Source organism: Paracidovorax citrulli (genome assembly GCF_900100305.1).
GTDB classification, from domain to species: Bacteria; Pseudomonadota; Gammaproteobacteria; order Burkholderiales; family Burkholderiaceae_C; genus Paracidovorax; species Paracidovorax citrulli.
Genome location: NZ_FNEY01000006.1, coordinates 25,962 through 39,593, shown reverse-complemented (window position 1 = coordinate 39,593; position 13,632 = coordinate 25,962). Strand labels below are relative to the sequence as shown.

The 13,632-nt window shown below is 70.7% G+C and carries 10 protein-coding genes; 4 read left to right on the top strand and 6 right to left on the bottom strand.

Annotated features, from left to right (window positions below; genetic code table 11):
• Window position 1: 1 nt before the first annotated feature.
• Together feoB and BLR99_RS05735 are read right to left on the bottom strand one after the other, a co-directional pair.
• A complete protein-coding gene (gene feoB, locus BLR99_RS05740; RefSeq protein WP_017439635.1) occupies window positions 2-1,900 on the bottom strand; it encodes a ferrous iron transporter B in 1,899 nt (632 codons plus the stop codon).
• Window positions 1,897-2,214 carry a FeoA family protein gene (locus BLR99_RS05735; RefSeq protein ID WP_046060852.1) on the bottom strand — a complete coding sequence of 106 codons (318 nt, stop codon included), beginning with the start codon at window positions 2,212-2,214 and terminating at the stop codon, window positions 1,897-1,899. Before BLR99_RS05735 ends, feoB begins: the two co-directional genes overlap by 4 nt.
• A 204-nt stretch (window positions 2,215-2,418) precedes the next feature.
• Here BLR99_RS05735 and BLR99_RS05730 point away from each other — a divergent pair, with 204 nt between their 5' ends.
• Window positions 2,419-2,745, top strand: a complete 327-nt coding sequence (locus BLR99_RS05730) for a YkgJ family cysteine cluster protein (RefSeq protein ID WP_011794304.1) — start codon at window positions 2,419-2,421, stop codon at window positions 2,743-2,745.
• Here the strand turns inward: BLR99_RS05730 and BLR99_RS05725 are convergent.
• On the bottom strand, window positions 2,735-3,214 hold the full coding sequence (locus BLR99_RS05725; protein WP_011794303.1) for an Lrp/AsnC family transcriptional regulator: 480 nt from the start codon (window positions 3,212-3,214) through the stop codon (window positions 2,735-2,737). The genes BLR99_RS05730 and BLR99_RS05725 overlap by 11 nt on opposite strands.
• Before the next feature lie 131 nt (window positions 3,215-3,345).
• Between BLR99_RS05725 and kynB the strand changes: the two genes are divergently transcribed.
• The 3 genes from kynB to kynA are packed head-to-tail and all read left to right on the top strand — an operon-like array spanning window position 3,346 to window position 6,282.
• Window positions 3,346-3,996 carry an arylformamidase gene (gene kynB / locus BLR99_RS05720; RefSeq protein ID WP_011794302.1) on the top strand — a complete coding sequence of 217 codons (651 nt, stop codon included), beginning with the start codon at window positions 3,346-3,348 and terminating at the stop codon, window positions 3,994-3,996.
• A 49-nt stretch (window positions 3,997-4,045) separates the two neighbouring features.
• Window positions 4,046-5,353: a kynureninase gene (gene kynU / locus BLR99_RS05715; RefSeq protein WP_011794301.1), complete on the top strand. Its 1,308-nt coding sequence runs from the start codon at window positions 4,046-4,048 to the stop codon at window positions 5,351-5,353.
• Between the two features lie 23 nt (window positions 5,354-5,376).
• Complete coding sequence (gene kynA / locus BLR99_RS05710; RefSeq protein ID WP_011794300.1) at window positions 5,377-6,282, top strand: tryptophan 2,3-dioxygenase; 906 nt, start codon at window positions 5,377-5,379, stop codon at window positions 6,280-6,282.
• 112 nt (window positions 6,283-6,394) lie between these two features.
• Here kynA and BLR99_RS05705 read toward each other — a convergent pair whose 3' ends face one another.
• The 3 genes from BLR99_RS05705 to BLR99_RS05695 form a co-directional block, all read right to left on the bottom strand.
• Complete coding sequence (locus BLR99_RS05705; protein ID WP_011794299.1) at window positions 6,395-7,633, bottom strand: FAD-dependent monooxygenase; 1,239 nt, start codon at window positions 7,631-7,633, stop codon at window positions 6,395-6,397.
• A 73-nt stretch (window positions 7,634-7,706) separates the two neighbouring features.
• A complete protein-coding gene (locus BLR99_RS05700) occupies window positions 7,707-10,259 on the bottom strand; it encodes a putative bifunctional diguanylate cyclase/phosphodiesterase (protein ID WP_011794298.1) in 2,553 nt (850 codons plus the stop codon).
• 1 nt (window position 10,260) lies between these two features.
• The gene (locus BLR99_RS05695; protein WP_011794297.1) at window positions 10,261-13,623 is read right to left on the bottom strand and encodes an EAL domain-containing protein; all 3,363 of its coding nucleotides are present in this window, start codon (window positions 13,621-13,623) and stop codon (window positions 10,261-10,263) included.
• Window positions 13,624-13,632 lie beyond the last annotated feature (9 nt).

The window sequence follows — 13,632 nt, the reverse complement described above, 5'->3', positions numbered from 1 at the left end:
TTCAACCTCCTCCGAGAGCGAGTGCGATGCGGTAGGTGACGAAGCTCGCGGCATACGCCAGCCCGAACAGGTAGCCCACCATGATGAGCGGGTAGCGCCAGCCGTTGGTCTCGCGCCGCACCGCGGCGATGGTGGAGATGCACTGCGGCGCGAAGATGAACCACACCAGCAGCGACAGCGCCGTGGCGAGCGACCAGCTGCCGGCGATCAGCGGCCCCAGCTGCGCGGCGGCATCGTCGCCGGTGGCGGAGAGCGCGTACACCGTGCCCAGGGCGCCTACCGCGACCTCGCGCGCGGCCATGCCGGGCACCAGCGCGATGCTGATCTGCCAGTTGAAGCCGATGGGTGCGAACAGCACCGCGAGCGCGCTGCCGATGCGGCCAGCGAAGCTGTATTCGATGGCCGGGCCCGTGGCGCCTTCGGGCGCGCCGGGGAACGACGACAGGAACCACAGCAGGATGGTGACGGCCAGGATGATGCCGCCCACGCGGCGCAGGAAAATCAGCGCCCGCTCCCAGAGGCCCAGGCCCAGGCCGCGCAGGCTGGGCCAGCGGTAGGCGGGCAGCTCCATCAGCAGCGGCGTCGCCCCGGTGTTGCGGCGTGCCAGCTTGGCCACGGCCGCGACGGCCATGGCGCTCACGATGCCGCCCACGTACAGGCCGAACAGCACCAGGCCCTGCAGGTTGAACACGCCACCCACGGTCCGCTCGGGGATGAAGGCGGCGATCAGCAGCGCATACACCGGCAGCCGCGCCGAGCAGGTCATCAGCGGCGCGATCATGATGGTCACCAGCCGGTCGCGCCAGTCGGGAATCGAGCGCGTGGCCATCACCCCGGGAATGGCGCAGGCGAAGCTCGAGAGCAGCGGAATGAACGACCGGCCGGAGAGCCCCACCGTGCCCATGACGCGGTCGAGCAGGAACGCGGCGCGCGGCAGGTAGCCGGAATCCTCGAGCACGAGGATGAAGAAGAACAGGATCAGGATCTGCGGCAGGAACACCACCACGCCGCCCGCGCCCGCGATGATGCCGTCGGTGAGCAGGCTGCGCAGCGTGCCTTCGGCCATGTGGGCATTGATCCAGGCGCCGGCCGCGGCCGTGGCGCCCTCGATCCAGCCCATGGGGGCCTCGGCCCAGCTGAACACCGCCTGGAACATCAGGAACAGCGTGGCGGCCAGCAGCAGCAGGCCCCACACCGGGTGCAGCACCACGGCGTCGATGCGGTCGTCGCGGCGCAGGCTCACCTGGGGCTCGCGCACGGCGAGGTCCATGATGCGGCGCACCTCCTGGTGCAGTTCCGCCACCTGGGGCTGCGTGCCGCTGCCGGCGGCAGGCGACGGTACTGCTGGTGCGGCCAGCGCCGAAGGCTGCGCCTGGTCCAACCACTGCAGCAGCTCGCGCACGCCCCCGGCGCGCACGCCCACGGTGCCGATCACCGGCATGCCCAGCTCGCGCGACAGCACCTCGCGGTCGATCGTGATGCCCTGGCGCTCGGCCATGTCGCTCATGTTGAGCGCCAGCACCATCGGCAGGCCGAGCGCGCGGGCTTCGAGCACCAGGCGCAGGTTGAGCCGCAGATGCGTCGCGTCGGTCACGCACACGAGCAGGTCGGGCAGCGGCTCGCCCGCGCGCCGTCCCGTAACGATGTCGCGCGTGACGGCCTCGTCGAGGCTGTGGGCGTTCAGGCTGTACGTGCCGGGCAGGTCGAGCACGCGCACGCGGCGGCCGCCGGCGGTCTGCAGGTGCCCTTCCTTGCGTTCGACGGTGACGCCCGCGTAGTTGGCGACCTTCTGCCGTGCGCCGGTCAGCAGGTTGAAGAGCGCGGTCTTGCCGCAGTTGGGGTTGCCCAGCAGGGCGATGCGCAGCGGCTGCGCGGATGCGGTGGACGCCTGCGCGGTCATGCCGTGGCCTCCGGCTGCACCTGCACCAGCGCCGCCTCGTGGCGCCGCAGCGCGAAGGTGGCCTGGCCGATGCGCACGGCCAGCGGATCGCCGCCGGGGAAACCGCTGGCCACGACGCGCACGGGCTCGCCGGGCAGGAAGCCGATTTCCATGAGGCGCTGCACGAGGGCCTGTTCGCGGTCGTCCCGCGCGGGCTGGAGGGCCGCGACATGCGCGGGCACGCTGCGCGGCAGCCGGTCCAGCCCCAAGGTCGATGACGGGGCGGTGGGCCGGGCGCGCGCAGGCCCGGCCGCGTCTTCAGCGTTCGTTTTCATGGGTGTTATTGTTGGTAATGATATTAATTCTCATTCTACAGACCAAGCCCCCGGAGGCCTTGCGATGGATCACAGACCCCTGCCGGCCGTGATGGTTCTGGGGAATGCCTGGATTTTCTCTCGTCCCGGCGAGAGAGGGACAGCCGGTGGCCGACATCCCCGCCGCGTTGGGCACAATCCGGCCCGCAACGTTCCCGGATTTTCATGAGCATCCACCCCTGCCTGAGCTGCGGCGCCTGCTGCGCGAGCTTCCGCGTCGATTTCTCGGTCCACGAATCGGAGGATGAAGGGGGCAGCGTGCCCGCCGGCCTCACGGTGGAAGTGAACGCCGGCCTGCGCCGCATGCGCGGGACGGACCACGCGCCCCCGCGCTGCGCCGCGCTGTCGGGCACGGTGGGAACGCGGGCGGCCTGCGGCATCTATGAATGGCGGCCGTCGCCCTGCCGCGAGTTCGAGGCCGGCAGCGAGGCCTGCGGCCGGGCGAGGCGCCGGCACGGCATGGGGCCGCTGCCGGAAGGCTTCATCCTGTAGCCGGCACGGGGAGGCCGCCGACGCGGCCCTTGAACTCCTGCAGCGAGAAATAGCTGTGCACACGCCGCACGCCGGGCAGGCGGTGCAGGCGGTTCTGCAGCAGCTGCGAGTAATCGTCCAGGTCGCGCGCGACCACCACGAGCATGAAATCCTCGGGCCCGGAGATGCCGTGGAACATGACCACCTCGGGAATGGCGCACACCGCCTCCTCGAAAGGCAGCGACGAAGCTTCGGTCTGGTGGTCGATGCCCACCATCACGAACACCATCACTCCGAGTCCCAGCGCCCGGCGGTCGAGCGCGGCGTGGTAGCCCGCGATCACGCCTTCTTCCTCCAGCCGCTTCACCCGCCGCCAGCAGGGCGATTGGGACAGGTGCGCGATCTGCGCGAGCTCGCCCGAGGTCAGGCGGGCGTCGTCCTGCAGGGCCGCCACGATCTGGCGGTCGGTCCGATCCAGTTCCGTTTGCATAAATTTTTCCCCATCCAGCCACACGGGGCAGATTTTTCCAATTTTCAGAGCTGTAGGGATTAAACGACACCACGCGCCGCTGCCCTGCCTAGGATGCGCGCGTTGGCAGCGATGCCGCCCAAGGAGCGCCCATGACCACCCCCCGCATGCTGTGGGACATTTCCGCGCCGGTACACGCCGGCAGCCCGGTGTTCCCCGGCGACACGCCCTATTCGCAGCAGTGGTGCGCCACGATCGGCCCGCAGTGCCCGGTGAACGTGAGCGCCCTCGCGATGTCGCCGCACGTCGGCACGCATGCGGACGCGCCCCTTCACTACGACCCGCAGGGAGCGACGATCGGCGACGTGCCGCTCGATGCCTTCATCGGCCCCTGCCGCGTGATCCATGCGATCGGCAGGGGCCCGCTGGTCGCATGGGAGCACATCGCCCACGCGCTGGGCGCCGACCGGCCCGCCCTGCCGCAGCGCGTGCTCGTACGCACCTATGAACGCATGCCGCTGGACCGCTGGGATGCCGCGCTGGCCGCCTACGCACCGGACACCATCGAACGCCTGGCCGACCTGGGCGTGGTTCTGGTGGGCATCGACACCGCCAGCATCGACCCCGCCGACAGCAAGTCGCTGGACAGCCACCAGGTGATCCGCCGGCGCGGGCTGCGCGTGCTGGAGAACCTCGTGCTCGACGAGGTGCCAGAAGGCGACTACGAACTGATCGCCCTGCCGCTGAAGCTCACCACGGCCGACGCCTCGCCCGTGCGCGCGGTGCTTCGGACGCCGGCCTGACACGGCCTTCCCGCCGCCCCCTTCCCGATCTCTTGCCCTGCCCTTGACCATGACCACACTCGACGACTGCCGCGCACTGGATGCGCACGACCCCCTGCGCCCGCTGCGCGGCCATTTCCAGCTGCCCGACGGGGTGATCTACCTGGACGGCAACTCCCTGGGCGTGCTGCCGAAAGCCGCCCCCGCGCGCATCGCCGAGGTGGTGGCCCGGGAATGGGGTACCGACCTGATCCGCTCGTGGAACAGCGCCAGCTGGTTCGACCTGCCGCAGCGCCTGGGCGACCAGCTCGCGCCGCTGATCGGCGCCGGGGCCGGCGAAGTCGTCTGCACGGACAGCACGTCCATCAACCTCTACAAGGTGCTGAGCGCCGCGCTGAACATCGCCCGCGAGGACGCGCCCGCGCGCCGCCGCATCGTGAGCGAGCGCAGCAACTTCCCCACCGATCTCTACATCGCCGAAGGCCTGTGCCGCGAGCGCGGCCTGGAACTGGTGCTGGTGGAGCCCGAAGAGATTCCTGCCGCGCTCACGGGCGACGTGGCGGTGCTGATGCTCACGCACGTGAACTACCGCACGGGCGCGATGCACGACATGGCGGCCGTCACCGCCGCGGCGCATGCGCAGGGCATCCTCTGCGTGTGGGACCTGGCGCACAGCGCGGGCGCGGTGCCGGTGGACCTGCGCGGCGCGGGCGCGGACTTCTCGATCGGCTGCGGCTACAAGTACCTCAATGGCGGCCCCGGCGCCCCGGCGTTCGTCTGGGTGCATCCGCGCCATACCGGCCGCTTCTGGCAGCCCCTGTCGGGCTGGTGGGGCCATGCAGCGCCGTTCGCGTTCACGCCGGACTACCAGCCCGCCCCGGGCATCGCGCGCTACCTGTGCGGCACGCAGCCGATCATCAGCCTCTCGGCGCTGCAGTGCGGTCTGGACGTGTTCACCGCCGCGCAGCCGCTGGGCGGCATGCAGGCGCTGCGCGCGAAATCGCTGGCGCTCACGGACCTGTTCATCCGGCTGGTGGAGGAGCGCTGCGCCGGCCACGGCCTGGGCCTGGCGACGCCCCGCGAGCACGCGCGGCGCGGCTCCCAGGTGTGCCTGACGCGCGACGAGGGCCAGGGCGTGGACGGCCAGGGGAGCGGCGCCTACGCGATCGTGCAGGCGCTGATCGCGCGCGGCGTGATCGGCGACTTCCGCAAGGGCGACGGCGGCCAGGGACCGCACAAGGACATCCTGCGCTTCGGCTTCACCCCGCTCTACCTCGGCTTCGAGGACGTATGGAATGCCGTGGAGCACCTGCGCGCCGTCCTGGACAGCAGCGAATGGCGCCGCCCCGAGTTCAACCAGCAACACGCCGTGACCTGAAGGCCGGCAGGAGACATCGCACCATGTGCCCCCACGCCACGCAAGCATCCAGCGCGCCTTCGTCCGCGGCCGCGGCCTCTTCCGCGCACGCGTCCCGGCCCGAAGCCATCGTGCACGACGAGCGCGCGCAGCTCGATTTCAGCCGCGACATGAGCTATGGCGACTACCTGCAGCTCGACGCGATCCTGAACGCGCAGAAGCCGCTGTCGCCCAACCACAACGAGATGCTGTTCATCGTGCAGCACCAGACCAGCGAGCTGTGGATGAAGCTCATGCTGCACGAGCTGCGCGCCGCGATCGACCATGTGGCGCGGGACGACCTGCCGCCGGCCTTCAAGATGCTGGCCCGGGTGTCCAAGATCATGGAACAGCTGGTCCATGCCTGGGATGTGCTGGCCACGATGACGCCGCCCGAGTACAGCGCCATCCGGCCCTATCTCGCGCAGTCGAGCGGCTTCCAGAGCTACCAGTACCGCTGCATCGAGTTCTCGCTGGGCAACAAGAACGCGGCGATGCTCAAGCCGCATGCGCACCGGCCGGACCTGCTCGCGCAGGTGCAGGCCGCCTACGAGGCGCCCTCGCTCTACGACGAGGCACTGCGCCTGCTGGCCCGCCGGGGCATTCCCGTGCCCGCGAGCCACACGGACCGCGACTGGACGCAGCCCTATGCCGGGAGCGATGCGGTGGAGGGCGCCTGGCTCGCCGTCTATCGCGATACGCAGCGCTACTGGGACCTGTACCAGCTGGGCGAGAAGCTCACGGACCTGGAGGATGCCTTCCGCCTCTGGCGATTCCGCCACGTGACCACGGTGGAGCGCGTGATCGGGTTCAAGCGCGGCACCGGCGGCACGGGCGGCGTGAGCTACCTGCGGCGCATGCTGGACGTGGTGCTGTTTCCGGAGATCTGGCGGCTCCGCACCAGCCTTTGAATCCTCCTGCGTCGCGTTCGGCGCATTGCCAGGGCGGGTAATCGGGGTACGCTGGCACCTATACGGCGGTGCTGTGCACCATCGCCGGGCTGCTCGCCGCGGGCGCGCTCGCCTACCGGCTGCTGCCGGGACCTGCGGCCATCGCTTCCGCGGCCTCGCCCCGGTAAAGCCAGGGCTGGTCGAGCAGACGCGCTCCGAGCAGGCGCAGGGAGGCGTCGCGGGCCCAGCGCACGGGGCCCCTGGCATGGAAGATCCTGCCGTTGCGCTCGGCCCTGGCCTGCACGCGCGCATTGCGCCGCCACCGTCCGGCCGCGTAGCGCGCCAGGCGGCCCGGCACGTCGCCGCCGCCACCGGACAGGGCCAGCCCGAGCGCGGCGGCATCCTCGATCGCCATGCCGGCGCCCTGCGCCAGATAGGGCCGCATCGGATGGGCGGCATCGCCCAGCAAGGCCACCCTGCCACGCGCCATCTCATGCGGTCCGGACAGCGGAGGCCGGTCGGACAGCGGCCAGAGGCGCCAGCCGCCGCCCGCTTGCGGCACGGCGCGCACCAGGTCTTGCAGCTCCGTGCAGGTGGGGCGCAGCGCCCCTTCCAGGTCCCCCGCGTTGCCGGCATGGTCCCAGTGGTCGAGGTCCTCCGGCGCCCGTCCATGGCGGATGGCGACGATGTTCATGAGTTCGCCCCTGCGCACCGGATACTGGACCACATGCAGGCCCGGCCCCAGCCAGGCCGTGACCTGCGTCGTGCGCAGGCGCTCGGGCAGTGCCTGCTGCGGCACTACCGTCCGGTAGGCCAGGTGGCCGGATATCCGCGCGGGCTCCGCCCCCAGCATCCGGGCGCGCGTGGCGCTGCGCAGTCCGTCGGCCCCGACGAAGGCGGCCCCTTGCACCGGGTGCCCCGCCACCGTTCGCACCGTGACGCCTGCTGCGTGCTCCCAGTGGTCCGCGATGGTCTCGCCGAGATGCAGCTCGACGCCGGGACGTCCGCGCACGGCCTCCAGCAGCAGGCCGTGCAGGTCCGCGCGGTGGATTGCCACATAGGGGGCTCCGTAGCGGGACGCGATGGCCGTGCCCAGCGGCATGGCCGCCAGCACCCGGCCATCCAGCGCGCTGCGCACCTGCAGCCGTTCGGGATACGCGGCGACGGCCTGTAGCGCGGACTCCAGTCCCCAGGCATGCAGCAGCCTCACCGCATTCGGCCCGAGCTGCACTCCCGCGCCCACTTCGCTGAAAACGGGGGCGCGCTCGTACAGGTCCACCGACCAGCCCGCGCGCGAAGCCGCGAGGGCCGCGGACAGGCCTCCGATGCCGCCGCCCGCGACCAGGAGCACGGTCTGTCGTGTATGTTGCATGGGCCGATTGTGCGGGCTGGCCCGGGCGCCGGAGGCGAGGCAGGTCAAACCCGGGCGCCGCCGTGGCGGAGAATCACAGCGCGGGGCGCAACGCCCTCTCCAGCACGGCGGCGGGCGCGGGCCGCCCGAAGAGGTGGCCCTGGAACGCCTTGCAGCCGTGGCGCTGCAGGAATTTCAGCTGGCCCGTGGTTTCCACCCCTTCGGCGACCACCTCCAGGTCGAGGCTGCGGGCCAGCGCCAGGATGGTCCGCACGATGGCGGCATCGTTGGGATCGGTCAGCACGTCGCGCACGAAGCTCTGGTCGATCTTGAGCTGGTCCAGCGGCAGCCGCTTGAGGTAGGCGAGCGACGAGTAGCCCGTGCCGAAGTCGTCGATGGCGAAACCCACCCCGTGCGCCCGCAGTTGCTCCATGCGCGCGATCACGTCTTCCACGTCCGCCATGAGCAGGCTCTCGGTGAGCTCGATCTTCAGCAGCCGCGGCTGTGCCCCGCTGCGGCGCAGCGTCTGCAGCAACTGGTCCACGAAATCGGGCTGGCGGAACTGGCGCACGCTCACGTTCACCGCGAGCACGAGCTGCGCCGTGGCGGCGCTCCGGCTCCACGCCACCAGTTGCGCGCAGGCCCGTTCCAGGACCCATTGCCCCAGCGCGACGATCAGTCCGCCCTGCTCCGCCGCGGGGATGAATTCCCCGGGCATCACCAGGCCGCGCTGCGGGTGGCGCCAGCGCACCAGCGCTTCCGCGCCCAGCATGCTGCCGTCGCCGTTCACGAGCGGCTGGTAGTGCAGCAGGAGTTCGTCCGACTCGAGCGCGAGCCGCAATTCCGATTCGAGCGCCGCGCGCGCGAGGACGGCCTGCAGCATCGAGGGATCGAAAAAGCGGATCGTGTTGCGCCCGGCGGCCTTGGCCTGGTACATGGCGAGGTCGGCATGCTTGAGCAGGTCGTCCACGCCGGCCCCGTCCCCCGTGCCGCCGCCGAACAGCGCCAGCCCGATGCTGGGCGTGCTGTGGTGGTGTCCCATCCCCCCGACCGCATAGGGCCTGCCCAGTGCCGCGGTGATGCGGTTCGCCAGCACGGCCGCATCGGCACGGGCCCGGTGCATGTCGCCCGGCAGGCCCTCCGCCAGCACCACGAACTCGTCGCCGCCGAACCGGCTGACCGTGTCGCCCGCGCCAGCGCAGGCGAGCAGGCGCTGCGCGGCCTGCACGAGGAGGCGGTCGCCCATGTCGTGCCCGAGCGTGTCGTTGAGGTCCTTGAAATTGTCCAGATCGAGGAAGAGCAGTGCTCCATGGCTGCGCTCCCGCGCCGCCGTGCCGATGGCGCGGCGCAGGCGGTCGGTGAGCAGGCGCCGGTTGGGCAGCCCGGTCAGCGGGTCGAAGAACGCCAGGCGCTCGATTTCCGCGTCCACGCGCTTGCGCTCGGTGATGTCCCGGCCGACGCCCCGGTAACCCAGGAAGGCGCCGTCCGCGCTGAAGACCGGGATCCCGCTCACGGAGACCCAGGACACGCGGCCGTCGGCCGCGGTACGCTGCAACTCCAGGTCCCGGAAGGGCTGGCGGGCCGCCAGGACGCGCCGGTGCTCCGCCCAGTCTTCCGCCGAGAGATTGGGCGCACCCAGTTCCCATCGTGTGCGGCCGACCGCCTCGTCCACGGCGATACCCAGGCCGTTGAGACCCTGGTTGAAGTGGACGAAACGGTGCTCGGCATCCTGCTCCCAGTACCAGTCGGAGGACAGGTCGCACAGGCTGCGGAACCGGGCCTCGCTGAGCCGCAGTTCCGACTGCAGCAGCATGTGCGGAGTCACGTCGGAAAAGGTGCGCAGCCACTCCCCTCCCGGCAGGGGCGCAGTGAAAACCTCGAGCATGCGCCCGTCGGGTGTCTTGCGCCAATAGACGCCCGGGGGCGGAACGCCGTCGCCACTCTCCACGTAGGGCCGTCCCCGCTCGTCCACCCGCTCGAAGCCGGGCCCGAAGTCGCCACGCCGCGTCTGCCATTGCTTGAGTTCCGCCAGGGTGGGGGCGGCATCGAGCAAGGTGCGCGGCAGGTCGAGCATCTCGGGAAGGCGGTCGTTGTAGAAGCGCACACGGCGATCCGTCCCGAGGATGAGCAGGCCCGAGGCCATGTGGTCGAGCGCCGTGCGCAGCATTTCAGGCGTCGCGGCGTGGCCGGGAGGGCTGGCGACCCCGCCCCCTTCCTGCCGTGCCATCCCAGGCCGCGTCCCGCCGAAGCTGTTCCGTTCGCAGGAGGCCAGCAGGGCCGCCAGCCGCAGTGCCAGTTCGCGCATCGTGCCGTCGCCCGGCCCCGATCTCAGGACATAGTCTCCGGGCCCGGCACGCAACGCGCGGGCCGCCAGCGCCTCCTGCTGCGGCTGGGCGTCGAGGTAGAGCAGCAGCGGCAGGCGCCGGCCGGGCTGGACGGACCATGCCGGCAGCGTGCCCGCATGCGGCGGCGGCACCAGCACCACGGCGTCGAAGCCCGCGCCCGGGCCGGGCCCTTCGCGCAGGGAGAACCAGGACACCGGGACGACGTCCCACGCATGCCCCCATTGCCCGCCCTGCGATGCCAGGGATGCCGCCGCCGCGGAGCATTCACCGGCCGTCCCGGAATCGATCCATCCGATCCGCATGTCAGACCGCCACGCCGGCGGTTCCCAGGACCCTGGAGGGCTCCACCGCAACGGGAAGGTCGTGCTCGCGCTCGAAAGCCTCCAGCGGCACCGGCCTGCCGAACAGATAGCCCTGGAAGCCCTCGCAGCCGTGCAGCTTGAGAAAACTCAGCTGGCCGGCGGTTTCCACCCCTTCGGCCACGACCTGCAGATCGAGGCTCTTGGCCAGCGCAAGAATGGTGCGGACGATGGCGGCGTCATTGGGGTCGGTGAGCACGTCGCGCACGAAGCTCTGGTCGATTTTCACCAGGTCGAGCGGAAGGCGCTTGAGGTAGCTCAGCGACGAATAGCCGGTGCCGAAATCGTCCAGCGCGAAGCCCACGCCGACCCGCTTGAGCTGCGCCATGCGGCAGATCGTGTCTTCCACATCGCCCAGCAGCAGGCTTTCGGTGAGTTCGAGCTTGAGCCGCTGCGGGTTCGCCCCGGTGCCCGCGAGCGTTCCCAGCACCTCCGCCACGAAATCGGGCTGGCGGAACTGGCGGGCGCTCACGTTCACCGCGATGGTGAACGACGCCGTGGCGGGGTGCGTGGCCCAGCGCACGAGTTGCTCGCACGCGGTCTGCAGCACCTGCCGGCCCAGCGGGAGGATGAGGCCGGTCTCCTCGGCGAGCGGGATGAAATCCGCGGGGCTGATCAGGCCTTTCACGGGGTGCCGCCAGCGCACGAGCGCTTCCGCGCCGCACAGGCGCGTGCTGCCGTCCACGATCGGCTGCAGGTGCACGGTGAGTTCATGCCGCGCGATGCCCTGGCGGAGGTCGGACTCCAGCTGCGAACGCGCTGTCACCTGGGCCTGCATGTCCGGATCGAAGAACCGCTGGGTGTTCCGGCCCGCGGCCTTGGCCTGGTACATGGCGAGATCGGCGCGCTTGAGCAGTTCGTCCACGGTACGCCGCTGGTCGCCGAAGAGGGTGATGCCGATGCTGGGCGTGCTGTAGTGCTGCTGCGCGCCCATCTCGAAGGGCCGGTTGAGCTGCGCGAGCAGTTTCTCCGCGACCTGCTCGGCCTGCAGCGCCGCGAGGGCGGTGTCGGCGTCCAGGCCTTCGAGCATGACCACGAATTCGTCGCCCCCGAAACGGGCCACGGTATCGGAGGTGCGCACGCACTCCTGCAGCCGCTGCGCCACCTGCACCAGCAGGCGGTCGCCCATGTCGTGCCCGAGCGTATCGTTGAGGTCCTTGAAGTTGTCCAGATCGATGAACAGCAGCGCACCCAGCTTCTCGTTGCGCTGGCAGGCGGCGCCGGCCCGCTGCAGCCGGTCCAGCAGCAGGCGCCGGTTCGGCAGCCCGGTGAGGGCGTCGAAGAAGGCCAGCAGCTCGATCTGCTGCTCGGCCTTCTTGCGGTCGGTGATGTCGCGGCTCACGCTGAGCAATCCCGTGACGTGCCCGTGCATGTCACGGATCGGGGTCTTGATGGTTTCGAAGTAGCCGGCATAGCCATCCTCGGCGAAGGTGAGCGTTTCCTCGTACACCAGGGGTTGCCAGGCGGCCATCGCCCGCTCGTCGAGCTGGCGCACGCGGGCGGCTTCGACGGGAGTCATCAGTTCCTCGTCGCCCAGTCCGACGATGTCGCGCTCGCGCCGGCCCAGGTAACGCTCGAACACCGGGTTGCAGGAGAGGTAGCGCCCGGCAGCGTCCTTGAGGAACACCACGTCCGGAATGGCGTTGACGAGGCTGGCGAGCCGCGAGCGCTGCTGGCTGAGCTCCAGCGCCAGGTGCTTCTGCTCCGTCACATCGACGGCGAACACCATGATCGCCACGACGCGCCCGTCCGGCCCGGTTTCCGGAATGATGGTGGTGTGGAAGAACTCCGGCCCGGCCCCCCTGTAGGGCGAGCGGTAGTCGAACACCACCGGCCGCCCCTGCAGGGCCTGCAGCATGTGCGGATGCAAGGACTGCAAGAGTTCCGCGGACAGGACGTCGGAAGCACGCTGCCCCTCCAGCTCCTGCGGTGTGCGGCGCAGCCACTGGGCCTGCGACGGATTGACGTAGAGGATGCGCAGGTCGCGGTCGAGCCGGGAAATGCCCCCCGGCATGCGGCCCAGCAGGCTGGCGAGCTGGATTTCGTGCGCCCGGCTCAGGTCCTGGGCCTCCCGCTGTTGCGTCACGTCGGTGAGGACGCCGTCCCAGATGACGCGGCCGCTGCCCCCCTGCAGCAGCCGCGGCGAGGAACTCAGCCGTATCCACCGCGGCGCGCCGTCCATGCGCCGCATGCGCACCACCGACTCCCCCACGCCCATCGTGCGGTAGGAGACTTCATCCGCCTCGGCCTGGGCCGCCCGGTCTTCGGGATCGATGCGGTCGAACAGGCGCTGCGCATCCTCCATGACGTCGGCGGCGCTCACCCCCACGAGCCGCTCCAGCGCCTCGCCCATGTGGACGAACCGACGGCGGCCGTCGGGCTCGCGGACCATCTGGTAGGGCACGCTGTCGGGCAGGTTGCGACCGAGCAACTGCAGGCGCGACTCGCTTTCGCGCAGGCGGGACTCCGCCTCCCGCAGCCGGGCGTAGGGCATGCGTATGCCGGCGATGAAGACCGCCTGGAACAAGAGGGCATAGCCCGCCACGTGCAGGGCGTGCGCGAGCATGCGGGCCCAGTAGAACCGCTCCGGCGGAACCGCCATGAGGAACTGCGCCGCCGCCATCGACACGGCGGCGGCGGCCATGGTGCGGCGCCGGCCATGGCGTTTCACCGAAGCGTCCGTGCGGCGCTGGCGCATGCCGTAGAACAGGCACGCGGACAGGGCCATGAGCGTCCCGGACACCAGCGCGGCGATGCGTAGCGGGGCATGGCCCGCAGCCACCAGCCAGTCGCGCGGCACGTCCGTCGTGGCCGTCCAGGCGATGGCCAGGGACGCCAGGGCAGACACCAGGGCCCAGGCCATGCCCGGGCCCGCGGCCGAAGCACGCAGGGCGAACAGCAGCAGCGTCACCGACTCCACGCCATGCCCCCAGAGGGAGAAATAGCGCGAAACCGCCACCTGTGCGTCCTGGCCCGTCCCCAGCGGCTGGTGCGGCAGGACGCCATGGAGGAAGTTGCAGACGGCGGCAGTCGCCAAGCCCGCCACCAGGATGTTGGCGCGGCCCTGGGCGCTTTCATCCAGCATGTGCAGCGATACCGACACGGCCAGCACGCCGATCAGCACCGCCACCATGTCCAGGAATTGCTCGACGACGTAGGGGCCGCCCAGCCCCGTGTCCAGCAACTGCATGACGGGGATGAACATCGCCGCCATGCCGACCACCAACAGCACGGCAGTGGCCGCCGGGCTTTCGGAGAACAGGGCGCGAAGGAAGGAGCCGGAGGACGGCGGGCGGAACAGGCGCATGGAGGGGTC

Bases quoted from the DNA above. Each gene is read 5' to 3' on its own strand.
- BLR99_RS05705 (WP_011794299.1), bottom strand. From the start codon at position 7,633: ATGCAACATACACGACAGACCGTGCTCCTGGTCGCGGGCGGCGGCATC.
- BLR99_RS05735 (WP_046060852.1), bottom strand. From the start codon at position 2,214: ATGAAAACGAACGCTGAAGACGCGGCCGGGCCTGCGCGCGCCCGGCCC.
- BLR99_RS05725 (WP_011794303.1), bottom strand. From the start codon at position 3,214: ATGCAAACGGAACTGGATCGGACCGACCGCCAGATCGTGGCGGCCCTG.
- kynB (WP_011794302.1), top strand. From the start codon at position 3,346: ATGACCACCCCCCGCATGCTGTGGGACATTTCCGCGCCGGTACACGCC.
- BLR99_RS05695 (WP_011794297.1), bottom strand. From the start codon at position 13,623: ATGCGCCTGTTCCGCCCGCCGTCCTCCGGCTCCTTCCTTCGCGCCCTG.
- BLR99_RS05700 (WP_011794298.1), bottom strand. From the start codon at position 10,259: ATGCGGATCGGATGGATCGATTCCGGGACGGCCGGTGAATGCTCCGCG.
- BLR99_RS05730 (WP_011794304.1), top strand. From the start codon at position 2,419: ATGAGCATCCACCCCTGCCTGAGCTGCGGCGCCTGCTGCGCGAGCTTC.
- feoB (WP_017439635.1), bottom strand. From the start codon at position 1,900: ATGACCGCGCAGGCGTCCACCGCATCCGCGCAGCCGCTGCGCATCGCC.
- kynA (WP_011794300.1), top strand. From the start codon at position 5,377: ATGTGCCCCCACGCCACGCAAGCATCCAGCGCGCCTTCGTCCGCGGCC.
- kynU (WP_011794301.1), top strand. From the start codon at position 4,046: ATGACCACACTCGACGACTGCCGCGCACTGGATGCGCACGACCCCCTG.